The 25,144-nt window shown below is 54.8% G+C and carries 23 protein-coding genes; 11 read left to right on the top strand and 12 right to left on the bottom strand.

The genetic code is table 11. From position 1 onward, the window contains the following. Positions 1 to 5 precede the first annotated feature (5 nt). Complete coding sequence (locus tag VRC33_RS12060) at positions 6 to 335, bottom strand: hypothetical protein (protein ID WP_338556113.1); 330 nt, start codon at positions 333 to 335, stop codon at positions 6 to 8. A gap of 235 nt (positions 336 to 570) precedes the next feature. Continuing rightward, the gene (locus tag VRC33_RS12065; RefSeq protein ID WP_338556115.1) at positions 571 to 2,193 is read right to left on the bottom strand and encodes a peptide ABC transporter substrate-binding protein; all 1,623 of its coding nucleotides are present in this window, start codon (positions 2,191 to 2,193) and stop codon (positions 571 to 573) included. Between the two features lie 184 nt (positions 2,194 to 2,377). Here VRC33_RS12065 and mpaA point away from each other — a divergent pair, with 184 nt between their 5' ends. Then, complete coding sequence (gene mpaA / locus VRC33_RS12070) at positions 2,378 to 3,085, top strand: murein tripeptide amidase MpaA (RefSeq protein ID WP_338556117.1); 708 nt, start codon at positions 2,378 to 2,380, stop codon at positions 3,083 to 3,085. On the opposite strand, the gene ycjG is transcribed toward mpaA, so the two are convergent. Beyond that, entirely contained in the window at positions 3,068 to 4,048 is a 981-nt protein-coding gene (gene ycjG / locus VRC33_RS12075; RefSeq protein ID WP_338556119.1) for an L-Ala-D/L-Glu epimerase, read from the bottom strand. The two genes, mpaA and ycjG, sit on opposite strands and share 18 nt — an antisense overlap. Before the next feature lie 161 nt (positions 4,049 to 4,209). Here ycjG and tpx point away from each other — a divergent pair, with 161 nt between their 5' ends. After that, complete coding sequence (tpx, locus tag VRC33_RS12080; RefSeq protein ID WP_338556121.1) at positions 4,210 to 4,713, top strand: thiol peroxidase; 504 nt, start codon at positions 4,210 to 4,212, stop codon at positions 4,711 to 4,713. A 161-nt stretch (positions 4,714 to 4,874) separates the two neighbouring features. Here the strand turns inward: tpx and tyrR are convergent, their stop codons facing one another. From tyrR to pspA, 7 genes are all read right to left on the bottom strand, one after another. Then, positions 4,875 to 6,446 carry a transcriptional regulator TyrR gene (tyrR, locus tag VRC33_RS12085; RefSeq protein WP_338556123.1) on the bottom strand — a complete coding sequence of 524 codons (1,572 nt, stop codon included), beginning with the start codon at positions 6,444 to 6,446 and terminating at the stop codon, positions 4,875 to 4,877. Between the two features lie 148 nt (positions 6,447 to 6,594). Beyond that, positions 6,595 to 7,653 (bottom strand): YcjF family protein, encoded by a 1,059-nt coding sequence (locus tag VRC33_RS12090; protein WP_338556125.1) that lies wholly within the window; start codon positions 7,651 to 7,653, stop codon positions 6,595 to 6,597. Further along, entirely contained in the window at positions 7,650 to 9,047 is a 1,398-nt protein-coding gene (locus VRC33_RS12095; RefSeq protein WP_338556127.1) for a YcjX family protein, read from the bottom strand. Before VRC33_RS12095 ends, VRC33_RS12090 begins: the two co-directional genes overlap by 4 nt. A gap of 83 nt (positions 9,048 to 9,130) precedes the next feature. Next, positions 9,131 to 9,355 carry a phage shock protein PspD gene (gene pspD / locus VRC33_RS12100; RefSeq protein ID WP_338556129.1) on the bottom strand — a complete coding sequence of 75 codons (225 nt, stop codon included), beginning with the start codon at positions 9,353 to 9,355 and terminating at the stop codon, positions 9,131 to 9,133. Between the two features lie 59 nt (positions 9,356 to 9,414). After that, on the bottom strand, positions 9,415 to 9,780 hold the full coding sequence (gene pspC / locus VRC33_RS12105; RefSeq protein ID WP_338556131.1) for an envelope stress response membrane protein PspC: 366 nt from the start codon (positions 9,778 to 9,780) through the stop codon (positions 9,415 to 9,417). Beyond that, complete coding sequence (gene pspB / locus VRC33_RS12110) at positions 9,777 to 10,004, bottom strand: envelope stress response membrane protein PspB (protein WP_338556133.1); 228 nt, start codon at positions 10,002 to 10,004, stop codon at positions 9,777 to 9,779. The genes pspC and pspB overlap by 4 nt, the downstream gene beginning before the upstream one ends. Before the next feature lie 65 nt (positions 10,005 to 10,069). Continuing rightward, on the bottom strand, positions 10,070 to 10,732 hold the full coding sequence (pspA, locus tag VRC33_RS12115; RefSeq protein ID WP_338556135.1) for a phage shock protein PspA: 663 nt from the start codon (positions 10,730 to 10,732) through the stop codon (positions 10,070 to 10,072). Positions 10,733 to 10,936: 204 nt separating this feature from the next. Here pspA and pspF point away from each other — a divergent pair, with 204 nt between their 5' ends. The 8 genes from pspF (at position 10,937) to VRC33_RS12155 (ending at position 19,680) form a co-directional block, all read left to right on the top strand. After that, positions 10,937 to 11,926 (top strand): phage shock protein operon transcriptional activator, encoded by a 990-nt coding sequence (gene pspF, locus VRC33_RS12120; protein WP_338556137.1) that lies wholly within the window; start codon positions 10,937 to 10,939, stop codon positions 11,924 to 11,926. A 315-nt stretch (positions 11,927 to 12,241) separates the two neighbouring features. Then, on the top strand, positions 12,242 to 13,861 hold the full coding sequence (gene sapA / locus VRC33_RS12125) for an ABC transporter substrate-binding protein SapA (protein WP_338556139.1): 1,620 nt from the start codon (positions 12,242 to 12,244) through the stop codon (positions 13,859 to 13,861). A gap of 2 nt (positions 13,862 to 13,863) precedes the next feature. Further along, positions 13,864 to 14,829: a putrescine export ABC transporter permease SapB gene (sapB, locus tag VRC33_RS12130; RefSeq protein WP_338556141.1), complete on the top strand. Its 966-nt coding sequence runs from the start codon at positions 13,864 to 13,866 to the stop codon at positions 14,827 to 14,829. Between the two features lie 176 nt (positions 14,830 to 15,005). Next, complete coding sequence (locus VRC33_RS12135; RefSeq protein ID WP_338556143.1) at positions 15,006 to 15,284, top strand: hypothetical protein; 279 nt, start codon at positions 15,006 to 15,008, stop codon at positions 15,282 to 15,284. Positions 15,285 to 15,594: 310 nt separating this feature from the next. After that, a complete protein-coding gene (gene sapC, locus VRC33_RS12140) occupies positions 15,595 to 16,485 on the top strand; it encodes a putrescine export ABC transporter permease SapC (RefSeq protein WP_338556145.1) in 891 nt (296 codons plus the stop codon). Then, positions 16,486 to 17,484: a putrescine export ABC transporter ATP-binding protein SapD gene (gene sapD / locus VRC33_RS12145; protein WP_338556147.1), complete on the top strand. Its 999-nt coding sequence runs from the start codon at positions 16,486 to 16,488 to the stop codon at positions 17,482 to 17,484. Then, positions 17,477 to 18,283, top strand: a complete 807-nt coding sequence (sapF, locus tag VRC33_RS12150; RefSeq protein WP_338556149.1) for a putrescine export ABC transporter ATP-binding protein SapF — start codon at positions 17,477 to 17,479, stop codon at positions 18,281 to 18,283. Before sapD ends, sapF begins: the two co-directional genes overlap by 8 nt. Positions 18,284 to 18,516: 233 nt before the next feature. Next, on the top strand, positions 18,517 to 19,680 hold the full coding sequence (locus VRC33_RS12155) for an oxidoreductase (RefSeq protein WP_338556151.1): 1,164 nt from the start codon (positions 18,517 to 18,519) through the stop codon (positions 19,678 to 19,680). Positions 19,681 to 19,838: 158 nt separating this feature from the next. Here the strand turns inward: VRC33_RS12155 and VRC33_RS12160 are convergent, their stop codons facing one another. Both VRC33_RS12160 and VRC33_RS12165 read right to left on the bottom strand, forming a co-directional pair. Continuing rightward, positions 19,839 to 20,768 (bottom strand): LysR family transcriptional regulator, encoded by a 930-nt coding sequence (locus VRC33_RS12160; RefSeq protein WP_338556153.1) that lies wholly within the window; start codon positions 20,766 to 20,768, stop codon positions 19,839 to 19,841. A 131-nt stretch (positions 20,769 to 20,899) separates the two neighbouring features. Beyond that, positions 20,900 to 22,492, bottom strand: a complete 1,593-nt coding sequence (locus VRC33_RS12165; RefSeq protein ID WP_338556155.1) for a PTS transporter subunit EIIC — start codon at positions 22,490 to 22,492, stop codon at positions 20,900 to 20,902. Between the two features lie 240 nt (positions 22,493 to 22,732). On the opposite strand from VRC33_RS12165, the gene VRC33_RS12170 reads away from it, so the two are divergent. Continuing rightward, positions 22,733 to 25,042: an FdhF/YdeP family oxidoreductase gene (locus VRC33_RS12170; protein WP_338556157.1), complete on the top strand. Its 2,310-nt coding sequence runs from the start codon at positions 22,733 to 22,735 to the stop codon at positions 25,040 to 25,042. Positions 25,043 to 25,144 lie beyond the last annotated feature (102 nt).

Below are 25,144 nucleotides of genomic sequence, written 5' to 3' on the forward strand. Positions count from 1 at the left end.
ATTTATCAGCCTTCCAGGCCCGGCTGACAGCGGCTTTGTTCCAGTGCTTTTAACTGCGACATACGCTGATTAGCATGTTTCTGCGCCAGACTTTTTGCCACGCCATTGCCGATACCGAAATCGCCAATCACGCCAAGCACGGTGAGGCCGTCAAACTCGCCGGTTTTATCGATTTTTGCCTGCACCTGATTCTGGCTGGCGATCTCTGCCTCCACGCCCTGGCAGTCGAGCGTCGTCGCCTGGACTTCGCTCACCGGTGGTGAAGAGGGGTACTGTTTGAGGGCGCAGCCGGAGAGCAGTATGGACACAGCAAGTACGCAGGTAATTTTCAGCATAAAGGACCCGTTCTGGAAAAAAGAAGAATGACCAGAGCAGTATCTGCCAGCGATGCCTCAGGCGATGCCCTGATCATCAGGCAAACAGGACGACTTATTAACCGATCGCCAGTCATTGCCTCTGCCCAGACTGGCCACATCCTCACACACAGGTCATGCCCGTTACCGCTGGTCAGAGAAATTATCCTGTCATCTCCGGACAGAAGCTGCTGCCCTGCCCGGAATGACAACGGACTCAGTTGCCGTGCTTAAGGATGTAAAGCGTCCGGCTATAGGCGACGTCTTCGGGATTGGTAATGGGATACCCTTTCACCCAGGGTTTAATCAGGCGACCATTGGTGTACTGATAAATTGGGGCGATCGGCACCTGGTCGGCCAGAATTTGCTCTGCCCTGTTGTAATCCTCATTACGGACTTCAGCGTTGGTTTCACGGCCCGCTTTCTCCAGAATTGCGTCATAGTCAGGGTTTTTGAATTTAGCGATATTGCCGCTGTGACTGGAAGTCAGCAGGCTGAGAAAAGTGGAGGGCTCATTGTAATCCCCTACCCAAGAGGCGCGGATCACATCGAAATTCCCACTGTTACGGCTGTCAATATAGGTTTTCCACTCCTGATTCTGCAGCTTCACCGTTACACCAAGATTTTTCTTCCACATTGAGGCCACGGCGATGGCAATTTTCTGGTTGTTCTCGGAACTGTTGTACAGCAGCGTTAAATCCAGAGGGTGCGTGGGGCCATAACCAGCCGCTGCCAGCAGGGCTTTTGCCTGGGCATTAAGTTCCTCCTGGGAGTGCTGCTGCAGAAAGCCTTTCAGGGGTTTGTATCCTGCCGTGACGTCCGCAGTGAAATGCCAGGCCGGTTTCTCGCCGGTGCCCAGCACTTTCTCAGCGATTATTTTGCGGTCAATTGTCCAGGAAAGCGCTTTACGCACCCGGACATCAGCCGTCGGTCCTTTAGTCGTGTTGAAGGCGTAGTAATAGGTTCCCAACTGATCTGGCGTGTAGACCTGACCCGGCAGCTCTTTTTTCAACATGTTGTAGAGATTTTTCGGAAAGGATTCGGTGATGTCGATATCATCAGAACGGTAGCGTTTGGTGGCGCTGGACTCTTCATTAATCGGCACAAAGGTAACTTTGGTCAGTACGCTGTGGGCGTTGTCCCAGTAGCGATCGTTACGCACCAGCACCAGCTTTTCATTGACCACGCGCTCCTGCAATTTATAGGCGCCGTTACCCACCAGATTCCCCGGCTGCGTCCACTCTTTGCCCGCCTTTTCAATCACCTTTTCCGGCACCGGGAAGAGGCTGAAATTGGCTGTCAGGCTGACAAAGTAAGGCACGGGTTTATCCAGCGTCACCTTCAGACGATGATCGTCCAGCGCCGTTACGCCCAGTTTATCCGGGGTCATCTCCCCTTTGGTGATCGCCTCTGCATTCTGGATGCCGGCCAGCCCGGCAAACCAGGCGAAGGTTGAGCCAATTTTCGGGTCCACCAGCCTGCGCCAGCTGTAGACGAAGTCGCCAGCCGTGACAGGGTCACCATTTGACCATTTCGCTTCCTTACGCAGGGTGAAAATCCAGGTTTTATTATCCGTGGTCTGCCACTGCGTGGCGACGCCCGGAACGGTATTTCCTTTGGCATCCTGGTTTGTCAGCCCCTCGAACAGATCACGGATAACCTGAATCTCTGGCAGGCCCACCGCTTTAGCCGGATCCAGTGAAGCAGGCTCATCTTTGATGTGACGGACAATTTCCTGACTGGAGGCCAGTGCGGTACCGGGAGGAACCTCGGCAGCAGAAACAGCAGTAGCAACAGCCAGTGCCAGCAGGGCTGACGTTAAACGGGCAGAATTGTTCATCAGGACACCTCGGAGTAAGGGCGTTCAAACAGGAGTTATCTGGCACTCTAACGCAAACAGTTGATAGATATATAGCATTTTTAGCCCCTCTCTCTGACGACTGGCAGAAGTGTGAGATCTACACATCTTTTGTTCCCCGCTCTTTTACGCTAGCTTTAGTGAAAACGTTCAGGAGCGAAAAGCCATGTCCCAGATCCATCCACGGCCGTTACGCGGCAAACTCGATGCAGAAAGTAAAGTGTATGGTGCCTCGGTACTCGGTGCCCCACTGTTATGGTTTCCCGCTCCGGCGGCCGATGAGGATAGCGGGTTGATTCTCGCCGGGACGCATGGCGATGAAACGGCAGCCGTTGTCACCCTCTCCTGCGCCATGCGGACGCTGCAGGAAAGCCACCGGCGTCATCATGTGGTGCTGGCCGTTAACCCTGATGGCTGCCAGCTTGGGCTGCGGGCGAATTCACGCGGCGTGGATCTGAACCGTAATTTCCCGGCGGCCAACTGGCAGGCAGGCGACACGGTATATCGCTGGAACAGCGTCGCGGATGAGCGGGATGTGGTGTTATCGACCGGAGACAAACCGAATTCGGAGCCAGAAACTCAGGCCCTCTGTGAGTTAATTCATGGACTGAAACCCGCCTGGATCGTCACTTTTCACGAACCCCTGGCCTGTATTGAAGATCCGCATACCAGCCCGCTGGGCCACTGGCTGGCGAAAAAAATGGATCTCCCGCTGGTGACCAGCGTGGGTTATGCCACGCCCGGCTCTTTTGGCAGCTGGTGCGACGACCTCAGCCTGCCGGTGATCACCGCAGAGTTGCCGCCCATTTCCGCTGACGAATCAACGGAAAAATACCTGGGCGCAATGGTGGATTTATTAAGCTGGCAGCCCTGAAAAGTCGATCCGCCCACAGCTGAATGGCAGCGCAGGCTCCACATCCACCGCCAGCCAGGTCGGCCCGTCGAGATCAACAAAGCGGGCCGAAGTTGCCAGCGGCAGCGCAGCGTTAATCGCTCTGGAGGTGCAAAGCATACATCCGAGCATCACTTCAAACCCGGCGGCTCTGGCCGCCTGCATCAGGGCCAGCGCCTCCGTCAGGCCACCCGTTTTATCCAGTTTGATATTGACCATTTCATAACGACCTTTCAGCGCGGGCAGACTCTCACGCGTGTGGCAGCTCTCATCGGCACAAATGGGCAGCGGATGAATAAAGTTAGCCAGCGCGGCATCTTCTCCGGCAGGCAGCGGCTGCTCAAGCATCGCCACGTTAAGATCGGCTAACAGCTGACAGCGTGCCGCCAGCCCCTCACTGTGCCAGGACTCGTTAGCATCCACAATCAGCGTTGCCTGCGGAACGGCAGTTCTTACCGCTACCAGCCTTTCGGTGATCAGCGAATTATCCATCTTGATTTTCAGCAGTCTGGCACCGTTTTCCCACAATGCCAGGGCGGAGCTTGCCATCATTTCCGGCGTATCAATGCTGACCGTCTGCGCCATCTCGATCGCTGAAGGTTGTGTGGTTGCTGTTAGCTGCCAGAGATCGCTGGCTGTTTTTCTGGCCTGCAAATCCCACAGCGCAGAGTCGACAGCATTCCGCGCGGCACCGGCAGGCAGGGCCTTTTGCAGTTGCTCCCGCGTCATGCCCTGCTCAAGCTCGCCGTATAACGCTGCGATTTGTGCCAGCACGGAGGCTTCCGTTTCACCATAACGGGGATAAGGGGTGCACTCGCCCACGCCTTTAATCCCCTCTTCCTCCAGCTCAACCACCACCACGCCTGCCTCATTCCGGGTACCCCGGGCAATCACAAAGGGCGTATGCAGCGGCCAGGCTTCCGGATAGACCTTTACAGCTCTCATCGACAAATCCTTATTGGGAGGGAATGAAATGCACCCACACAACATAGTCCTGACTCACTGTTTTATGCAATGCGCCGGGCTTTGTTAGCACTTTTTCTGTCTGAGTCCGTCAGCATGACATACACTCTTTTCTCTGTTCACTGCGCTTATAAGGAAAAAATATGTCTCAGACTGTGCATTTTCAGGGCAATCCCGTGGCCGTTTCAGGCCAGCTTCCGACGCCAGGCCAGACCGCTCAGCCTTTTACCCTGGTCGCGAAAGACCTCTCCGACGTGTCGCTCACCCAGTATGCCGGGAAGCGTAAAGTACTGAACATTTTCCCCAGCATTGATACCGGCGTTTGTGCCGCTTCCGTGCGCAAATTCAATCAGCTGGCTGGTGAAATCAGTAACGCCGTGGTGCTGTGTATCTCTTCAGATTTGCCGTTTGCTCAGTCACGTTTCTGTGGCTCAGATGGCCTGAGCAACGTAGTGACGCTCTCCACGCTGCGCGGTGGTGAGTTCAAAGAGCATTACGGTGTGGCGATTGCCGATGGCCCGTTAAAAGGCCTGGCTGCACGTGCTGTGGTGGTGCTGGATGAACAGGACAAGGTGATTTACAGCCAGCTGGTGGAGGAGATAACCACCGAGCCTGACTATGACGCTGCGCTGGCCGCACTGAAGTAGCAGGCCTGGCGAGGGGATAATTTCCCCTCGTCGGGGAAGCCTGACGAGGGGACAACGTTTATCCCATCATCCGTAAAATCAGCAAGCTCAGCGATGGCGGTATGTTTACCCCATCGCCTGGAGTCTCATCCTGTCGGGGCGGCATCTGTTTCCGCCCCTTTTTACTGCCCTTCGTCTTCGGTTTTCTTCTGGCTCAGCCCATACTCACGCAGTTTGTTCGCAATAGCGGTATGAGAGACACCCAGTCTTTTAGCCAGCTTGCGCGTGCTGGGATAGGAGAGATAGAGACGGGCGAGAATTGAGCGCTCGAAACGGCTGGTGATCTCATCCAGCGATCCCTCCATCACTTCCTCACCCAGCGGGATATCCATAGCAAATTCTGGCAGAACGATATCCTGAGGGCGCAACTCATGCCCCTCCAGTTGGGTCAGTGCGCGATAGAGCGCATTCTTCAACTGACGCACGTTACCAGGCCAGGTATAGCGGCTTAAAAAAGCGTTGAGCTGCGGAGAAAGTTTGGGTCTTGCCAGGCCCTGCTCGTCGGCAAAGCGGGCGACAAACAGCTCCGTCAGCGGCAGGATATCCTGAGGACGATCGCGCAGCGGCGGCAGGTTCAGCGTCAGCACGTTCAGACGATAGAACAGGTCTTCACGGAATTCACCGCGATGGACCATTTCAGTCAGGTTTTTTTGTGTGGCGCAGATAACCCGCACATCCACATGCACTTCATGCTCTTCCCCTACCCGGCGAAAAGTCCCGTCGTTGAGGAATCGCAGCAGTTTAGTCTGCATGCGTGGCGTCATTTCACCGATTTCATCCAGCAGCACCGAGCCACCGTTCGCCTGTTCGAAGAACCCTTTTTTGCCTTCCAGCGCATTGGGATAGGCGCCCGCCGCGTGGCCAAAAAGCTCACTTTCCGCCACGTCATCCGGCAGCGAGGCGCAGTTCAGCGCCAGGAACGGCTTTTTGCCACGGGCGCTACGCAGGTGGCAGGCACGGGCCAGCATATCTTTTCCGGTACCGGTATCGCCCACAATCAAGAGCGGCGCGTCCAGCATCGCCAGCTTGCGGGCCTGATCCACCACCTGACGCATTTTAGGGTTAACCGCCACGATATGCTGGAACTCGCTGTCATCATTTACCGCCAGATTTTGCAACTGCTGGCCCATTCTGGCCGTGGATTTCAGCATCACCACCGCGCCCACAGGATCGGCTGGCTGCTCTTTTTCACCAGCGGCATAAATAGGGGTGATCTCCATCAGAAAATCACGGCCCTGGATCACCACATGGTGGGCCTGAGCTTCGATGCGGTCGCTCTCCAGCCAGCGCTGGAAATTAAAGCCGGTAATCAATGCCCCAGCGCCGAAAGTGCGCATTTTTTCCTGGTTCAGGGAAAAAAGCAGCTGGGCCGCCGGATTAGCCAGCTCCACTTTACTTTTCATATCAATGGAGAAAACCGGTTCCGGCAATGCCACAAGCAGCGCGCTCAGGGCGCGGTGTTCACGTTCGGAAGGAAGAAAGGCAACGGTACGGACATCGGTTACGCTGGGGATCCGGCGAATTTCCGCCATTAATTGCGAAAATTGTTCAAATTCAACCGGGCTGAAGTTGAGATAGATTCGGCCAATAGTGGCAATTTCAATTCCGCGCAGATCGATGCTGCGTAAAACCAGCAGATCGAGCAGTTCGCGGGTAAGACCAAGTCGGTCCTGGCAAAAAACTTCCAGACGCATCAGGGGCAACCTTCATCAATTTCGGGCGTTAACTGATAATACTCTATCGCAGGGGGTGCCAGAAGTAGTCTGGAAGGAAAAGTTGACAGGTAGTGTACTTAGTGCGCGCCAGCCCACGATCCGTGCGGACTGACGCGTAAATTTACGGCTATTTTGTAGAAGGCGGCGCGCCCTTTTGCAGCGTCTCTTTCAGTTGCGTAATCAAATCCCGCCGAAAATCACCCAGCCGGGGTTTATCGCCTTCAATCCAGGGCAGAGGCCGGCAGAGTTCCATGGCCTTGATGCCCAGACGGGCGGTAAGCAAACCTGCCCCAATCCCCTGCGCGGCTCTGGCAGAAAAGCGGGCCGCCAGATCCTGAGACATCCAGTCCATCCCCACTTCCCTGACCAGCTCTGAAGCCCCGGCAAAGGCAATATTGAGCAACACCAGCCGGAACAGCCGGATGCGGCTGAAATACCCCAGTTCAATGCCATAGATGGCGGCGATACGGTTGACCAGGCGCAGGTTACGCCAGGCGATAAAGGCCATATCCACCAGTGCCAGCGGGCTAACGGCAATCATCAGCGTGGATTCGGCTGAACTGCGGCCAATTTCACGGCGTGCCTGACCATCCAACACCGGCTGCACCAGTTGGGCATAGAGGCCGACAATTTCACGATCGTTATGGGTTTCATGCAGCGAAGCGTGCCAGCGCTGCAGCGCCGGATGCCCCTGATCCAGCCCAGCCTGTTTAGCCAGTTTTTCACAGAAATCGCGGCCTTTACCCATGCCATGACTGGTCAGCATCTCACGGGCAATCTCACGCTCCTCTGCCCGCTCACGCAGGCGCCATAAACGTCGCCATTCGGCAATCAGAGAACCGGCACCGGCAAACACAATCAAACCGCCCGCCACACAGCCGCCCATCGCTATCCAGTCCTGCTGTAGCCAGGCATTGTGTGTCCACTGCACGCCCTGCGCCACCACGCTCACGCCCATAACGGCCAGGCCAAGTTTGACCATTTTCCGCCACAGGCTGCGTTTGGGGCGCAAAGCCGCCTCCACTACGCGCTCACCTTCCCCCTCCTCTTCAGGTTCAAGGTCAGGGTTTTGCGGTACGAAGAGTGCATTTTGTTGCTCAAAAGTCTGCGCCGCCTTCAACTGGGGCGCTGTATCCGCATCCAGCGGCCTGGCGAAATCGATACGAGGTTTAATCGGCGTAGTCATCGCAGTTTATCTCCCAGTAAAAACTCCAGCGCCGCATCCACCCGGATGTGCGGCAGAGGCCGGTCCACGTCCAGATCCTGCGGCCTGAATTGTTCAAAGTGAAAACCCTGCTGCTGCCAGAAAGCATGGCCCGGCAGCCGCGGAGGGACTTCACCCGGATAAACCGTCAGTGGCTCATTGTCGGCCAGACGGTGACCGCGTAACGCAGGGATTTTCTCTCCCTGATGATCCACCAGCCCGCTCTGGGTAGCCTGCACCGACGCCAGCCCCAGACAATCCATAGTGATCCCTTCAAACGCCGCATTTTGCCAGGCATCCTGCACCAGTTGCTGAAGGAGTGAGACGAGGTTGGCATGCTGATCGGCGGTAACGTGATCAGATTTGGTGGCGGCAAACAGCAGTTTATCGATCACCGGTGAAAACAGACGCCGGAACAGCGTACGCTGACCATAAGAGAAGCTCTGCATCAGCTGCGTCAGCGCCAGACGCATATCGTTAAATGCCTGGGGGCCGCTGTTCAGGGGCTGAAGACAATCGACCAGCACAATCTGACGATCGAATCGCAGGAAGTAGTTTTTATAAAACCCTTTTACCACATGCTGGCAATAGTAATTGAACCGGGCCCGCAGCATACCGATGTTGCTACCGGCATCAGCCTGAGCGAGACGGATTTCGTTACCCTCTTCCAGCCCCGGCCAGGGGAAAAATTGCAGCGCGGGCGCCCCCGCCATATCGCCCGGCAGAACAAAGCGTCCGGGCTGAATAAAGTGCAGTCCTTCCTGCTTACACTTCAGCAGATAGTCGGTCCATGCCGCCGCAATTTCACCCAGCCGGTTTTCGTCTGCCGGAGCCAGAGGGTCAAGACCTTCACACAATGTTTTCCAGCGTTGTGACCAGCTGGCACGATCGCCCTGCAACAGCCCGGTCATCTGACGCGACCAGCCAGGGTAGTCCTGGGCCAGCATCGGCAGATCCAGCAGCCATTCGCCGGGATAATCGACAATTTCCAGATAAAGGGTGGAGGTCTCTTTGAAATGGCGCAATAAAGATTCGCGCGAACGGTAACGCAGCGCCAGACGCATCTCACTCACGCCCCGCGTGGGCGTTGGCCAGTCGGGCGGCGTGCCATAAAGCTGCGATAAGCCTTCATCATAAGTGAAGCGCTGAATGCCCATGTCCCGCTGCGGAACGCGTTTCACGCCGAGTAGCCGCTCTTCACGAACGGCAGAGAACATCGGCAGGCGGGCACCGGAATTGACGTTGAGAAGCTGATTGACCAGAGAGGTGATAAAAGCGGTTTTGCCGCTGCGGCTGAGGCCGGTAACCGCAAGGCGCAGATGGCGATCCGCGCCCCGGTTCACCAGCGACAGCAATTCATTTTGAAGTCGTTTCATTATGGTGTCGGCACCTTTTTTTTATTGTCGTTATGACGGCTTAAGGAGGTGCAAGTGTAGCAAATTACGGCAAAAACAGGCGATCAGGATTTTTTCCAGCGTGCGCTGGCACCGCGTAATGCCCGGCGGAGTAAGGGTTCAAGCGCCCAGGCCAGAAAGAGTTTCAGCGGACGGTGCGCCACCGATTTCACCGCCCAGCCCGCCACGCCGCCTGGCCCGTAAGTCATGGCGCCGATCAATACAAACTTACCGGCCTTTTTCAACGTGGGCGCGGCATTACGTTTTAAAGCTGTCTGCCAGGAATGCATAAGGGTGCTCCATTAGAAAATAACCGATAAGGCCCGCAGGCGAGCCGGTTAATAAAAGGTTAAAGCTGACGAAAACGGCTGCGAACGCTGAACGTCTCTGAGGTGACATAGCGCTCCATGTTTCTCAGATTCTCCTCTCCGCCATTTAACTCCCTGCTCAGCTGATCCAGCAATTCGTTGGCAGTGGGCGTTCTTTCGCCCCGGCGGTTGAGGCTGTCCGGCATCTCTTCCAGCACAAAAGCCAGGCCGAAGTAGGCAATCAGCGTAAACATAAACAGGCCAAAGAACATCGATAACACCACGATGACCCTGACCAGACGCACCGGAATATCCAGGTATTCTGCAATTCCGGCACAGACGCCCTTAACTTTTGCCCGCTCAGGAATGCGGTAGAGTTTCTTTCCTTTAATAATCACTCCGCTCATGGCTGCCTCCAGTTCGGATGCTCGGCATCCAGAATTTCTTCCAGCGCGTGAATACGTTCACGCATCCGTTTTGCATCCAGAGTCAGCTGTTGCAGCCGCTGCAATTCACTTTGTGACAGCTCGGCACCGCCATTCTGGCGATTGCTGTAATGAAGCCACAGCCAGATGGGTGCCACAAACAGCACGAAAATCGTCAGGGGGATGGCTAAAAATAACGCGCTCATTCATTCTCCTTGAAATATCAGCCGGTCAGTAATGAATTTCCGGCCACGAAGGCCGGAAGCAAACCTTATTGCTGGGTCATTTTGGCTTTTAACGCTGCCAGCTGCTCGCTGATTTCATCATCGGCCTGCAGGTCAGCAAACTCCTGATTCAGCGTTTTCTTTTTGCCCAGACTCTGGCTTTCCGCTTCGGCTTCCATATGGTCAATGCGACGCTCGAAAGATTCGAACCGTGCCATCGCTTCATCAATTTTGCCGCTGTCAAGCTGACGACGCACATCACGGGAAGAGGACGCTGCCTGATGACGCAGGGTCAGGGCTTGCTGACGGGCGCGGGTTTCGCTGAGTTTTTTCTCCAGCTCACCAATTTCGCCTTTCATCCGGGTCAGGGTTTCTTCAACCAGTTCCGCTTCGCGCTGCAGCGAAACGATTAAATCGGTCAGCTTCTGCTTTTCAATCAGTGCTGCGCGGGCCAGATCCTCTTTCTCTTTACGCAGAGCCAGTTCCGCTTTTTCCTGCCATTCCGCCTGCTGTGTTTCAGCCTGGTCGATGCGACGGACCAGCTGCTTTTTCTCCGCAAGGGCCCGGGCAGAGGTGGAACGAACTTCAACCAGCGTATCTTCCATTTCCTGGATCATCAGACGCACCAGCTTTTGGGGATCCTCAGCTTTTTCCAGCAGAGAATTGATGTTGGCGTTCACGATGTCGGCAAAGCGAGAAAAAATACCCATAATCAACTCCTCATTCATTTTTTAGTTTGCGCAAACTCTGCGGCTACAACATGACTATTCAATACGCGTGCCAACTTTTATCTCCTTGATTTTCTGGAGTTCCGACAGTTTACAGCCTGTCAGTAATTGTCTAATGTGGTCTGAATAACCAATAACTGGTGAATTTGATGAATGAAAATAACGTTACCCTGACGGGGAAATTCAATGAGTGAAAATAAAGATGCTCTGCTGGGCGAATCCAATAACTTTCTCGAAGTTCTCGAGCAGGTTTCCCGGCTGGCGCCGCTGAATAAGCCGGTGCTGGTGACGGGGGAACGCGGCACCGGCAAAGAGCTGATTGCCAGCCGCCTGCACTATCTTTCCGACCGCTGGCAGGGGCCCTTTATTTCACTCAACTGTGCAGCCCTGAATGAAAACCTGCTCGACTCAGAGCTTTTCGGCCACGAAGCCGGGGCGTTTACCGGCGCACAGAAACGGCATTTGGGACGTTTTGAGCGCGCAGATGGCGGCACGCTGTTCCTTGATGAACTGGCTACAGCACCCATGCTGGTGCAGGAAAAATTATTGCGGGTGATTGAGTACGGACATCTTGAACGGGTGGGCGGCAGTCAGCCTCTTCAGGTCAGCGTCCGGCTGGTCTGCGCCACCAATGATGACCTGCCCCTGCTGGCGCAGCAGGGGAAATTCCGCGCCGACCTGCTGGACAGGCTGGCTTTTGATGTTGTCCAGTTGCCGCCACTGCGCGAACGCCGTAGTGATATTCTGGTCATGGCTGAACATTTTGCTATCCAGATGTGCCGCGAACTTGGCCTGCCGCTGTTCCCTGGTTTTTCCGCTGCTGCAAAGCAGATGCTGCTGGATTACGGCTGGCCGGGCAACGTGCGGGAACTCAAAAACGTTGTGGAACGTTCGGTCTATCGCCACAGTGAGGTCGATCAGGAGCTGGACAGCATTATTATCAATCCCTTCCAGCGACAGCAGCCTGCGGCACCCGATCCCTCTGATGAGGATCCCCTGCCCGTTTTACCTCTGGATCTGCGCCGCTGGCAGAATCATCAGGAGAAAGCCCTGCTGGAGAAAAGTCTCGGACAGGCTCGTTTTAATCAGCGCCGGGCGGCCGATCTGCTGGGCGTGACCTATCACCAGCTACGCGCCATGATGAAGAAACATGACATCAGTATGGACAAGGATTGAGCCGGTTCAGCCAAAAAAAAAGCCCGCTATAAGCGGGCTAAAAAAATACTGGAAGCAATGTGAGCAATGTCGTGCTCTTCTTCGGTAGAGCCACCGTTGAAGCGCAGGAGAATAATAATCATTCTCAGCACCCTCTGTAAAGCGCTTTGTTGAGAATTTTTCTCATTACCATAGCAACAATGTGCGTATTCTGAACGCCCGGTGAGGTGTTCACGACCTGTCAGCGCGAAAAAGCGCCAGTTATCCCGGCAAACTTTGGGCGAGACCGGAGAGTGCGGTACACTCTTAATATTGCCTGATATTTCAGATGACTTAATGCGCACACTACTCTCCACGCTTCTGCTGGGGTTGAGCCTGTTCAGTGCTTCAACCTGGTCCGCTACGCCCGGCGATATTCGTCAGAGCGGCTTCGTTTATTGCGTTAATGGCGCGGTCACCACCTTTAATCCGCAAATGGCCAGCGGAGGGCTGGTGGTGGATACGCTGGCCGCCCAGCTTTATGACCGCCTGCTGGATGTCGATCCCTATACCTACCGGTTAATTCCGGAACTGGCAGAGAGCTGGGAAGTGCTGGATAACGGCGCCACTTACCGCTTCCATCTTCGTCATAACGTTCATTTCCAGAAAACCGCCTGGTTTGCGCCAACGCGCACGCTGAATGCCGATGATGTGGTGTTCAGTTTCCAGCGAATTTTTGACCGGCAGTCCGCCTGGCACAATGTTAACGGCGGCAGCTATCCCTATTTTGACAGCCTGCAGTTTGCTGATGCCGTAAAAAGCGTGAAAAAACTGGATAGCGACACGGTGGAGATCCGTCTGCGCAGCCCGGATGCCTCTTTCCTCTGGCATGTCGCCACCCATTATGCCCCGGTGCTGTCGGCAGAGTATGCCGGGCAACTGACTGCGGCCGATCGTCAGGAACAGCTGGATCGCCAGCCCGTGGGAACCGGCCCCTTCCTGCTGAGCGAGTATCGCACCGGGCAATATATTCGCCTGGCACGCAACCCTGTTTACTGGAAAGGCCTGCCGCGTATGCCTCAGGTGGTGATTGATATGGGCGCGGGCGGTACCGGCAGGCTCTCCAAATTACTGACCGGTGAGTGCGATGTGCTGGCCTACCCGGCGGCCAGCCAGATTTCAATTCTGCGTGACGATCCCCGCCTGCGCCTGACGCTGCGTCCGGGGATGAATATTGCCTATCTGGCCTTCAATACCCGCAAGGCTCCGCTGGATCGGGTTGAAGTACGTCAGGCACTGGCGCTGGCCATCAATAATGAGCGGCTGATGGAGTCCATCTATTACGGCACGGCCGAAACGGCAGCCTCACTCCTGCCCCGCGCCTCATGGGCTTATGATAATGATGCCAGGGTTACCGAATACAATCCGAAGAAAGCCCTTGCTGAGCTGAAAGCGCTGGGCGTGGAGGATCTGCATCTGACGCTGTGGGTGCCTTCGGCCTCTCAGTCCTGGAACCCCAGCCCGCTGAAAACGGCGGAGCTGATTCAGGCCGACCTCGCACAGGTTGGCGTTACGGTTAAAATTATTCCGGTTGAGGGGCGTTTTCAGGAGGCCCGCCTGATGCAGATGAATCACGATCTGACCCTGACCGGCTGGGCAACTGACAGCAACGATCCCGACAGCTTCTTCAGGCCCTTACTGAGCTGTGCGGCAATGGGGTCGCAGACCAACTATGCTCACTGGTGTGATACGCAATTTGATGAGGTGCTGCATAAAGCGCTGCTTTCTCAGCAACTCGCTTCACGTATTGACTACTATGACCGGGCGCAAAAAATGCTGGCGCAGTCGCTGCCGGTACTGCCGCTGGCCTATTCTCTCCGGCTGCAGGCTTACCGGCACGATATCAAAGGGCTGGTTTTAAGTCCTTTTGGTAACGCTTCGTTTGCTGGCGTGCATCGTGAAAAGGGCGAGGAATAAAGATGGTTATTTACGCGCTGCGTCGCCTGGTGTTGTGGCTGGTCACCCTGTTTATGCTGACCCTGGTCGGCTTCAGCCTGAGCTACTTTACCCCTCATGCCCCTTTGCAGGGGGCTTCTCTCCCGGATGCTTTTCTGTTCTGGTATAAAGGTCTGTTTCATCTCGACCTGGGCGTTTCCAGTATTAATGGTGAACCCATAGGCCAGCAGATTCGTGAAGTTTTTCCCGCCACGCTTGAGCTGTGCATTATGGCTTTTGCCCTGGCAATGTTAACGGGCATTCCTCTGGGCATTGCCGCTGGCGTGATGCGCAATAAATGGCAGGATAAAGCCATCAGCGCGCTTGCCCTGCTCGGCTTTTCCATGCCTGTGTTCTGGCTGGCGCTGCTACTGACGCTGTTCTTTTCGCTTAATCTCGGCTGGCTGCCTGTTTCAGGCCGGTTTGATCTGCTTTATCCGGTAAAAAATATCACCGGGTTTGCGCTGATCGATGCCTGGCTCAGTCATTCGCCCTGGCGGCATGAGATGATGATCAGCGCGTTAACGCATTTGATTCTCCCCGTAACGGCGCTGGCCGTGGCGCCAACTACCGAGGTGGTTCGTCTGCTGCGTATCAGTACCCGTGAGGTGATGGAGCAAAACTATATTAAAGCCGCGGCAACTCGCGGGCTGTCAAGACTGACCATTATTCGCCGTCATGTGCTGCACAATGCCCTGCCGCCGGTGATCCCACGTCTTGGGCTGCAGTTCTCCACCATGTTAACCCTGGCGATGATTACAGAAATGGTCTTCAGCTGGCCTGGCCTTGGCCGCTGGCTGGTGGATGCTATCCGTCAGCAGGATTACGCCGCCATATCCGCTGGCGTGATGATGGTGGGCGGTCTGGTGATCACCGTGAATGTGTTGACCGATATCCTGGGGGCGATAATGACGCCACTTAAGCATAAGGAATGGTATGCCCTCCGATAGGGCTTATTATCATTCAGATAAATTCAATGAAATTAAAAATTCGAAATCATAATAATCATTAAGCACCCAATCGTGTACACATTAATCATTGGAATTCGTTTTAATTTAAATGGTTGATGTCAACTGCTCCGGATTGATGGCCTATGGTTATGTTGATGTAATGGGTAAGGCAGATTATGAAAAGTGTGTGGTTTAAGAAATCAATTTTTGGGCTGATTTATCTGGTGATTTCAGCCCTGCTCATCAGATATATCAATCCTCTTAACCACGCCATTTTTGATTCAGGTTCATGGTTGTATTTCAAACATGGACCTGGCGGATATGAATGGTTCAGTTCTGATTATGAATGGGGGAATGACCCCGCAACGTTCATATTGGCAATCATAGCGCTGATAGCTATTGCTTTAATTGTTTCATTTTTAGCCAAAAAAACCAGATATTTACTCGGCATGTAAGAGTATTTAATCAACAGAATTACCATCCGATTCGGACCCAATCCCCTATCGGGTCCTATCACCTGCCAGCTTCTGTCAAAAATGTGTGGTTGGCATATCAGCCAACGCATTACAGAGTATCCTTAGTTTAAGCCAGTGAGCTTTGTCGAACAGGCTACAGGGCGATAAACGCCTGTGTTAAGCTATATTGCCTTACGGCCCCTGCACTTACAGCAGGAGAAGGATAGCCTCCTGCGAGGAACAACCTGCTGATATGAATGCAAAAGCCCAGATAAACCACACAGAGAAGATTTCAATAAAGTGACAGCCGATGCCCTCCGATAATATCTATGCCGAAGAACGGCTACCCAGTACGTTGCGCAATGCCTGGCGCCTGTTTTACCGGGACACCACCGCTATGGTGGGCTTTTATGCGTTTATTGCGCTGGTGCTGGTGTGCATTTTTGGTCGCCTGATGGCACCTTATGGTCTGGATCAGCAGTTTCTGGGCTATCAGCTGCTGCCGCCCTCCTGGTCACGCTACGGCGATGTCTCATTCTTTTTGGGAACCGATGACCTGGGCCGCGATATTCTCAGCCGGTTGATTAGCGGTGCCGGACCAACGGTGGGATCGGCGATACTGGTCACCTTTTTTGCTGCGCTTTGTGCCATGGTATTAGGAGTCTTTGCCGGCCTGACGCGGGGGCTGCGTTCGGCAATTCTCAACCACGTTCTGGATACGCTGCTTTCCATTCCCTCCCTGTTGCTGGCGATTATTGTGGTCGCGTTTCTGGGGCCAAATCTGCAGCACGCGCTGCTGGCTGTCTGCCTGGCGATCATTCCTCGCCTGGTTCGGGCTATTTATACAGCGGTGCATGACGAGCTGGAAAAAGATTATGTGGTGGCCGCGAGGCTGGACGGCGCAAGCAGTATGAATATTCTCTGGTACGCCATTTTACCGAATATTCTGGCCCTGCTGGTGACGGAGTTTACCCGCGCGCTCTCGATGGCCATCCTGGACATTGCCGCCCTGGGCTTCCTGGATCTGGGTGCGCAACTGCCCTCTCCCGAGTGGGGAGCCATGCTGGGTGATGCGCTGGAGCTGGTTTACGTTGCCCCCTGGACCGTAATGCTTCCCGGCGCGGCTATCATGCTCAGCGTGCTGATCGTTAACCTGTTAGGTGACGGCATTCGCCGGGCCATCGTTGCGGGAGTTGAATAAATGCCGCTGCTTGATATTCGTAACCTGACCATTGAATTTATGACCGCAGACGGCCCGGTGAAGGCGGTTGATCGCGTCAGTATTACGCTTTCAGAAGGCGAAGTACGCGGGCTGGTGGGGGAATCAGGATCGGGAAAAAGTCTGATTGCCAAGGCCATCTGTGGCGTGACCAAAGAAAACTGGCGTGTGACGGCAGACCGTATGCGCTTTGACGATATTGACCTGCTGCATCTCTCCCCCCGTGAAAGGCGCAAAATTATCGGCCATAACGTCTCGATGATTTTTCAGGAACCCCAGTCCTGTCTGGATCCTTCTGAAAGCATCGGCAAACAGATTGTGCAGGCGATCCCCGGCTGGACCTATAAAGGTCGCTGGTATCAGCGTTTTCGCTGGCGTCGCCGTCGTGCCGTTGAGTTGCTGCACCGCGTGGGCATCAAAGATCATAAAGATATTATGCGCAGTTTCCCCTATGAGCTGACCGACGGTGAGTGTCAGAAAGTGATGATCGCCATTGCGCTGGCCAATCAGCCGCGTCTGCTGATTGCCGATGAACCGACCAATGCAATGGAGCCTACCACTCAGGCACAAATTTTCCGTCTGCTGGCCCGGCTTAATCAGAACAATAACACCACTATTTTGTTGATCAGCCATGACCTGCAGATGCTCAGCCACTGGGCTGACAGAATCAACGTGATGTACTGCGGGCAGACGGTAGAAACGGCACCCAGCGAAGATCTGATTGTTGCCCCTCATCATCCCTATACTCAGGCCTTGATCAGGGCGATGCCGGACTTTGGCCGTGCCCTGCCGCATAAAAGCCGTCTCAATACCTTACCCGGTGCGATCCCCTCGCTTGAGCATCTGCCGATAGGTTGCCGGCTTGGCCCACGCTGCCCCTATGCGCAGAAAAAATGTATCGAAACGCCGAGATTAACCGGCCAGAAATCGCATCTTTTTGCCTGCCACTTCCCGCTCAACATGGAGAGTCGTAATGGTTGAAACACTGCTGGAAGTACGCAATCTCAGTAAAACTTTTCGCTACCGCACCGGGTTGTTTCGCCGTCAACATGTTGAAGCGGTGAAAGAGGTCAGTTTTATGCTCAGGGAGAAGCAGACGCTGGCTATTATCGGTGAGAACGGCTCCGGAAAATCCACCCTGGCAAAAATGCTCAGCGGGATGATTGAACCTACTATGGGCGACATTCTGATTGATAACCACCCGCTGGAATATGGCGACTATGGCTATCGCAGTCAGCGTATCAGGATGATTTTTCAGGACCCCTCCACTTCGCTCAATCCGCGCCAGCGCATCAGCCAGATTCTGGACTTTCCCTTACGGCTGAACACCGAACTGTCGTCAGAAGAGCGCGAGAAAAGGATCATTGCCACCCTTCGTCAGGTTGGTTTGCTTCGCGATCATGCCGCCTACTATCCCCATATGCTCGCGCCCGGTCAGAAACAGCGTGTGGGACTGGCCCGCGCGTTGATTCTACAACCCAAAGTGATCATTGCCGACGAAGCTATGGCCTCTCTGGATATGTCGATGCGCTCACAACTGGTCAACCTGATGCTCGAGCTCCAGGACAAGCATGGTATCGCTTATATCTACGTGACCCAGCATCTGGGCATGATGAAGCATATCAGCGACCAGGTGATAGTGATGCATCAGGGTGAAGTGGTTGAGCGCGGCAGCACGGCTGATGTTCTGGCCAGCCCGCTGCACGAGCTGACCCGGCGTCTGATCCACAGCCACTTTGGTGAGGCGTTAACCGCCGATGCCTGGCGTAAAGATCACTGATTATTTTCCGCTAAGCTTTGCCAGAACCGGACAGGAAATGCTCTGTTCCTGTCCGGATCCCCCTGTTTTAATCGTTTTCCCGTCTCGTTATACCTTTCCGCTATGATTTAGCACCGATCATTCTTTGGTTCACCTTCAGGCTTGCGCGAGGATAGTCATGCTCTTCAGGCCCGTTGATGCGTTACCCGTTATTTTTTGGTTTTCCGGGCCGGTTAACTTGAAAAGGAATGACCATGGAACAGCGCCGTTTTTCCGGCAACAGCCACTGGTATCACGAAACGCAGTCCACCCTTACCCCTCATGCTGCTCCGCTGGTTCCTGAAGCGGCAGAGATTGAAGACCGTTTTCTGCTGGGGCTGGCTCAGCAATATCCGGATGCACTGAGGCCAGTTTTGAGCCAGTCTCGCCCGGCGATGCTGGCCTCACGAGACCTGTACCAGCTTCTGATGCCTCAGCTACTGACCGCGAGTAAAACCCACACGCTGACGATTTACGATCGCCTCAGCACGGCTTTAACCGTTGCACAGGTCACCGGCATACAACGGTTATGTAACCACTATGCTGCGCGATTAAACCCGCTTTCCGGTCCCGACTCTTCCCGTGAGAGTAACCGCCGTCTGACCCAGATTACCGAATATGCCCGGCAACTCGCCAGCCAGCCAACGTTGATCGACTCCGCCGCGCTGATGCGTCTTGATGAAGTGGGGCTGACCGCACCGGATATTGTGGCTTTCCATCAGCTGATTGGCTTTGTCAGTTACCAGGCGCGTATCGTCGCCGGATTAAATGCCCTGCTCGCCCTGCCAGTTCGCTGGATCCCCGGCGTAACCCTTCCTGAAGATGCCCTTGCGGACTGTTTTGCACATCTCACTGCGTGGCGTCCCCTGCTGCCACCGGTGGAGTTGCGCTATGCTTCCGCCAGCCAGCTGGAAGCACTGACAAGGTGCCAGCCTCAGGAGAAATTACGTGAATGCGCGTGGCTGCTGGCACACGACGGCGATGCACTTTATGGCTGGGGAAATTTAGTCAGCGCCACGGCGACTGCCACCGCCTCTGAAGAGGGCCGTCTGGCCGCAGCCGTTGCTGCCCGGATCAATGGCAGCCCGCTCTGTCTGAATCGTTATGCTGCGGGGGAATTGCGCGAGGCGCTGGTAGAGGGAGTGGATCAGGCGCTGCAGAGTGCCACGCCCGCAAAGAAGGCCATTATTCACTGCGCCGCCCAGTTAACACGCTCGCCTGAACGGTTAAGTGCTGCCCACCTGCAACCCTTAAAAGAGGCGGGTTACAGCGATCTGGCCGTGTTCAACATCGTACAAAGTACGGCGCTGGCAAGCTGGAACAACCGGCTGATGCAGGCGCTGGGGACCACCTCGCCCTTAACGGAAACTGAAGCTTAACAGCCTTCCCGCCTGGTCATTGCTGGCCTGCGGTAACCGCCTGCCGGAAGTCCCCTTCCGGCACCGGCGTTAACGGCCAGACAGAAATTACCCTCCGTCATTGCCGACATCTGACTTCATTGCCCGACAGAAATCACCCGCATTCACGGGCGCCAGAGTCAGCCGACGGCAGGAAATCCTCTTGCGCCCGGCCCTTCGCTTAACCAGCGGCGCACTTCATCAAAGAAATGCTGTGAAAGCGGCGTCGCCCTGCCCGATTCAGCTATGACCACGGCCGCCTGACGGGACATAGGCGCAATCGCCAGTTTGCGGCTGTGCAGCTCTGGCGTCATCTCCGGCAGCAGATGCCCACAGGGCGAGATGAGGCAGCCTAATCCTACCTGTATTCCCTGCACCAGCTGGAAAATTGAGGTGGTTTCAAGGATCACCCGCTGTTTGATATCTGCCTCACGGAAATGCGTATCGAGATACCGACGGAAATAACGGGTCTGTTCGGCCAGGCAGAGAGGAATAGCTTTTAAATCGCTGAGTTCTAACGGCGCATCACCGGCCAGTTCAGGAAAATGATGCGGATGGAAAACGACTTCCACGCCGTTATCCTGCAAAGGTTCAGCCTGAAAATGCAGTTCGCGTAGCGTGGCGAGTTCGAAGAAACCGATGCCAACATCCACGGTATGGCTGTTCAGGGCCTCAAGCAGCTGATCGGCGCTGAGCACGGCAACCCGGTAGTCCAGCTGCGGATAACGATCGCTTATCGCCTTTAACATCACCGGCAGCGAGATGCTGCACTGAGGCACCACGCCAATCCGTAGCGTGCCGTTGACCCCATGTTTCAGCGACTCCACTTCCAGCTTCAGACCCTGATAGACGGAAACAATTTCCCGCGCCCAGGAGAGTACCCGCTCCCCTTCTGCGGTGAAGCCGTCGAAGTTATTGCTGCGGTTGATCAGGGACAACCCCAGCTCCTTTTCAAGGTTTTTCAGTCGCATGGAGAGCGTGGGCTGGCTGACAAAACTTGCCTCTGCTGCACGACCAAAATGACGTTCCCGTTCCAGATTACACAGGTAAATCAGCTGCTTTATGTCCATAATTCTTTCACGTTAACCCGTCTGGCCGGCGATACCCATTCACTAAGACAATTCCGTATACTAACACGATGACTCATCCGACTCTGTTATCCATTAACGCCGTAAATCCTGCCGGTAGTTATCGGCAGAAATCAGGCAACCCCCAGTGCCGTTTTCACATCACTGGCGATTTTTTCCACCTGCGGGCCATAGATAACCTGGATATCATGGTCACTGACGCGGTTCACCCCGTTGGCTCCGGTGGTCATCAGCGTTTGATCCACCACCTCTTTCATCTCTTTAACCCGGACGCGTAGCCTGGTGAAGCAGCAATCGACCTCCTCTATATTGGCTTCGCCCCCCAGCCCGCTGATAATGACCTGAATGCGTTCATCAGCAGTCACCGCTGTGGACTGGTTCTCAGCTTCTTCGGACTCCCGCCCTGGCGTTTCAACCCGCATCCGCGTAATGACAAATTTGAAGCCATAGTAATAGACCGGGACATACACCAGCCCCAGCAGGATACTCCACCACCATTGGGTTTTACTGCCGCCCAGGATGCCAAACACCACCAGATCAATCGCTCCGCCCTGCACGTTGCCGATCATCAGGTGCATTAACGACATCAGCATAAATGAGAGACCGGTGAGCACGGCATGCAGCAGATAAAGCACCGGTGAGACAAAGATAAAGCAAAATTCCAGCGGTTCGGTAATGCCCGTGGTAAAGGAGGTCAAGGCACCGGCCAGCACCAGTGCTTTAACCCGCTGTTTATGCTCAGGTCTTGCCGTATGATATATCGCCAGCGCGGCGGCAGGCAGACCAAACATCATCACCGGAATTTTCCCCTGGGCGAGGAACTGGGTGGCATTTCTCACGATATCATCCGGAATGCTGCCGGGATGGGTGAGCGCGGCGTTGAAGATATTCAGTGCGCCCACAATCGTCTGGTTATCTACCGTGGCTATGCCCCCAATCGGCGTGAAGCGCACCGTTTCATTGAGAATATGGTGCAGCCCGGTCGGGATTAATAATCTTTCGCTGGTGCCGTACAGGAAAGCCCCATACTGCCCGCTTTTGCCAATCAGCTCGCCAACCCAGGCAATGCCTGCCCCGATGGTTGGCCAGATCATCGCCAGCAGTACGCCCACCAGCGGCAGCACCATCACCGTGACTATCGGGACAAAACGGCGTCCGCCGAAAAAGGCGATCGCGGTCGGCAACTGCGTGGTATAGAAACGGTTATGGATAGTCACCGTAAGCAAACCGGCAATGACTCCACCGAGGACGCTCATGTTGTAAGTGAAGATCCCCAGCATGTCGATATATTCCGCCGAAGTCATCATGGCGGCGGTCTGCGCCATGCCTTTGGCCTGCAACGCTTCCGGCGTGGTCGTCAAAGCCGTCAGCCCCTGCGCGCCCAGCGTGGCGCTGACCCCGACATGCATGGCGATAAAGCCGATTACCGCCGCAAACGCAGCGGTGGGTTTTTCCGCTTTCGCCAGCCCGATAGCGCTGGCAACGGCGAAAAACACCGGCAGGTTGGCAAATAAGGCACCCGCCACTTTACGAATAAAGCCAATGATTAACTGGGGCGTATGAAGACTGGCAAAAGCTTCACCGGTGATAGCCGGGTTTTGCATCGCAGCGGCCACGCCAAGAAAAATACCGGCGGCGGCAATCACGGAAATGGGCATCATCAGCGCCTTGCCGAAGGCATGAATTTTGCTGGCAAATTCTTTCACAGGCACCTCATCATCACTGAAGAAAGCCTAATTATTAGCCAGGTATTGCGCGGGGAGGCGTAAATCCCCCTCATTACAGGCATTTCTTTGAGCTGCTTCACGGTTTCACGATAAACCGCGCCTATCGCACCATTAAACCAATCAATTAGACAATTTTTTTACCCGGTTGCAGACTTATCCTACAAAAGAAGCAATAACTTCTTAACAAGACAAAAACAATTCAATTACCTGCGAAGCGATATGAAATTTAAAACTGCGATTAAGCCTTACCAGGCTGCTGCGGGCGGCTGGGGTTCTCTTGAAGCCACCACCCGCTTTGTGTTTGACAGCAAACAAGTTCTGAAAAATATGCGCAACCTGATGCGCATGAACAAAGCCAAAGGCTTTGACTGCCCCGGCTGTGCCTGGGGTGATGATAATAAAAGCACCTTCAGCTTTTGTGAAAACGGGGCTAAAGCTGTGACCTGGGAAGCGACACGCCGTTTTGTTGATGCCAGCTTCTTCGCCCAGCACAGCGTCTCCAAACTTTATCAGCAAAGTGATTACTTCCTGGAATATCAGGGCCGTCTGACCGAGCCGCTGCGCTATAACCGCGAAACGGATCATTACGAACCCATCAGCTGGGATGCCGCCTTTGCGCTGATCGCTAAACATATTCATGCAATGGATAATCCGGATCGGATGGAGCTTTACACCTCCGGACGCGCCAGCAACGAAGCCTCCTGGCTTTACCAGCTGTTTGGCCGTATGCACGGCAGCAATAACTTCCCTGACTGCTCCAACATGTGCCATGAAGCCAGCGGCAGTGGCCTCAAGCGCAGCATCGGTGTGGGCAAAGGCACTATTCGTCTGGAGGATTTCGATCACGCTGACGCCATTTTTGTATTTGGTCAGAATCCGGGGACTAACCATCCACGTATGCTGCACAGCCTGCGTCATGCGGCAGATCACGGTGCAAAAATCGTTACCTTTAACACACTTCGTGAGCGCGGTCTGGAACGCTTTGCCGATCCCCAGAAACCGCTTGAAGTGGTCACCAGCAAAGCCGGCACCATCAGCTCAACCTATTACCAGCCGAATCTTGGCGGCGATATGGCTGCCGTCCGCGGCATGGTTAAGGCGCTTTCACAGACCCATCACGAACGGATAGCTGCCGGGCAAGAAGGCCTGTTTGATGAAGTCTTTATCAATGCCAAAACTCAGGGGATGGAAGCCTACCTGGCGGAAGTTGAAGCCACAGAGTGGAGCCAGATTGTTCAGCAGTCCGGCCTGACGGAGCAGCAACTGCGTGAAGCGGCGGCTATCTATCAGAGCGCTGAACGGGTTATCTGTACCTGGGCGATGGGCATCACCCAGCACAAGCATTCGGTCGATACCGTTCGCGAAATCGTTAACCTGCAGCTGCTGTTCGGCCAGTTGGGCAAGAAAGGCGCTGGCCTCTGCCCGGTTCGCGGGCACAGCAACGTGCAGGGTAACCGCACTATGGGCATTGATGAAAAACCGACTCAGGCGTTTCTCGACAGCCTGGCGAAACACTTTGATTTTGAACCACCCCGTAATGTCGGCCACAACACCGTTGAAGCGCTGGAAGCGATGCTGCGTGACGAAATCAAAGTTCTGATTGCGCTGGGCGGTAACCTGGCCGCAGCAGCGCCAGACAGCCCACGCACCGAAGAAGCCCTGCGCCGCTGCGATCTTACCGTGCAGATCAGCACCAAACTGAACCGCAGCCACCTGTGCCCTGGCGCCGTTGATGCGCTGATCCTGCCGACTCTTGGCCGTACCGAGCAGGATATCCAGGCGACCGGCCCGCAGTTTATTACCGTTGAAGACTCCTTCAGCATGGTTCACGCCTCTGAAGGCGTGGGTAAGCCAATCGCCGATACCCAGCGCTCAGAGACCTGGATTGTTGCCGGCATCGCCAATGCCGTGCTGGGTAATGAGAAGCTTGACTGGCTGGCGCTGGCGGCGGATTACAACAAAATCCGTGACCATATCGCGGCCACTATCCCCGGCTTTAACGATTTCAATGCGAAATGCGATATCAAAGGCGGCTTCTATCTGGGCAATGCGGCGGCTGAATTCCGCTTTAACACCCTGAACAATAAAGCGCAGTTCAGCAATGCCCGCCTGCCGGACTCGCTGTTCCCGCAGTTGGGCGACGTGGAGGTTCCTTTCACCCTGCAGACGCTGCGTTCACACGATCAGTACAACACCACAATTTACGGACTTGATGACCGTTATCGTGGCGTGTACGGCCAGCGTGAAGTGCTGTTTATTCACCCTGACGATATGGCTGGCCTTGGTTTTGTGGCCGGGGATGATGTGGATATTGAGACACTATGGAATGACGGCATCACCCGTAAAGTGTTTAACTTTAAGCTGGTGCCTTACAACATTCCTCAGGGTAACCTCGCGGCTTACTATCCTGAGACTAACCCTCTGGTTCCTCTGTCCAGCTTTGGCGACGGCAGCGGCACCCCAACCTCAAAATCGGTGCCGGTGAAAATCACCCTTTCCGCGGCCAAAGCAGGGCTGCGTATCGCCTGACTTTGAGGTCAAATCAGCATTAATCAAAGCCGGGTTTCCCGGCTTTTTACTTGCCGCGAAGCGGTTAATCGCGTAAAACTGTCTGCCGCTCTTAGGCCACGA

It is taken from the genome of Erwinia sp. E_sp_B01_1, from assembly GCF_036865545.1.
Classification (GTDB): domain Bacteria; phylum Pseudomonadota; class Gammaproteobacteria; order Enterobacterales; family Enterobacteriaceae; genus Erwinia.

What these genes read in the sequence shown, in the direction of transcription:
- pspB (WP_338556133.1), bottom strand. Translation starts at nt 10,004, where the DNA reads ATGAGCGCGTTATTTTTAGCCATCCCCCTGACGATTTTCGTGCTGTTT.
- pspD (WP_338556129.1), bottom strand. Translation starts at nt 9,355, where the DNA reads ATGCATTCCTGGCAGACAGCTTTAAAACGTAATGCCGCGCCCACGTTG.
- VRC33_RS12155 (WP_338556151.1), top strand. Translation starts at nt 18,517, where the DNA reads ATGGAACAGCGCCGTTTTTCCGGCAACAGCCACTGGTATCACGAAACG.
- tpx (WP_338556121.1), top strand. Translation starts at nt 4,210, where the DNA reads ATGTCTCAGACTGTGCATTTTCAGGGCAATCCCGTGGCCGTTTCAGGC.
- VRC33_RS12135 (WP_338556143.1), top strand. Translation starts at nt 15,006, where the DNA reads ATGAAAAGTGTGTGGTTTAAGAAATCAATTTTTGGGCTGATTTATCTG.
- sapB (WP_338556141.1), top strand. Translation starts at nt 13,864, where the DNA reads ATGGTTATTTACGCGCTGCGTCGCCTGGTGTTGTGGCTGGTCACCCTG.
- tyrR (WP_338556123.1), bottom strand. Translation starts at nt 6,446, where the DNA reads ATGCGTCTGGAAGTTTTTTGCCAGGACCGACTTGGTCTTACCCGCGAA.
- VRC33_RS12060 (WP_338556113.1), bottom strand. Translation starts at nt 335, where the DNA reads ATGCTGAAAATTACCTGCGTACTTGCTGTGTCCATACTGCTCTCCGGC.
- sapA (WP_338556139.1), top strand. Translation starts at nt 12,242, where the DNA reads ATGCGCACACTACTCTCCACGCTTCTGCTGGGGTTGAGCCTGTTCAGT.
- pspF (WP_338556137.1), top strand. Translation starts at nt 10,937, where the DNA reads ATGAGTGAAAATAAAGATGCTCTGCTGGGCGAATCCAATAACTTTCTC.
- VRC33_RS12090 (WP_338556125.1), bottom strand. Translation starts at nt 7,653, where the DNA reads ATGACTACGCCGATTAAACCTCGTATCGATTTCGCCAGGCCGCTGGAT.
- mpaA (WP_338556117.1), top strand. Translation starts at nt 2,378, where the DNA reads ATGTCCCAGATCCATCCACGGCCGTTACGCGGCAAACTCGATGCAGAA.
- ycjG (WP_338556119.1), bottom strand. Translation starts at nt 4,048, where the DNA reads ATGAGAGCTGTAAAGGTCTATCCGGAAGCCTGGCCGCTGCATACGCCC.
- sapC (WP_338556145.1), top strand. Translation starts at nt 15,595, where the DNA reads ATGCCCTCCGATAATATCTATGCCGAAGAACGGCTACCCAGTACGTTG.
- sapF (WP_338556149.1), top strand. Translation starts at nt 17,477, where the DNA reads ATGGTTGAAACACTGCTGGAAGTACGCAATCTCAGTAAAACTTTTCGC.
- pspA (WP_338556135.1), bottom strand. Translation starts at nt 10,732, where the DNA reads ATGGGTATTTTTTCTCGCTTTGCCGACATCGTGAACGCCAACATCAAT.
- VRC33_RS12095 (WP_338556127.1), bottom strand. Translation starts at nt 9,047, where the DNA reads ATGAAACGACTTCAAAATGAATTGCTGTCGCTGGTGAACCGGGGCGCG.
- sapD (WP_338556147.1), top strand. Translation starts at nt 16,486, where the DNA reads ATGCCGCTGCTTGATATTCGTAACCTGACCATTGAATTTATGACCGCA.
- pspC (WP_338556131.1), bottom strand. Translation starts at nt 9,780, where the DNA reads ATGAGCGGAGTGATTATTAAAGGAAAGAAACTCTACCGCATTCCTGAG.
- VRC33_RS12065 (WP_338556115.1), bottom strand. Translation starts at nt 2,193, where the DNA reads ATGAACAATTCTGCCCGTTTAACGTCAGCCCTGCTGGCACTGGCTGTT.
- VRC33_RS12170 (WP_338556157.1), top strand. Translation starts at nt 22,733, where the DNA reads ATGAAATTTAAAACTGCGATTAAGCCTTACCAGGCTGCTGCGGGCGGC.
- VRC33_RS12160 (WP_338556153.1), bottom strand. Translation starts at nt 20,768, where the DNA reads ATGGACATAAAGCAGCTGATTTACCTGTGTAATCTGGAACGGGAACGT.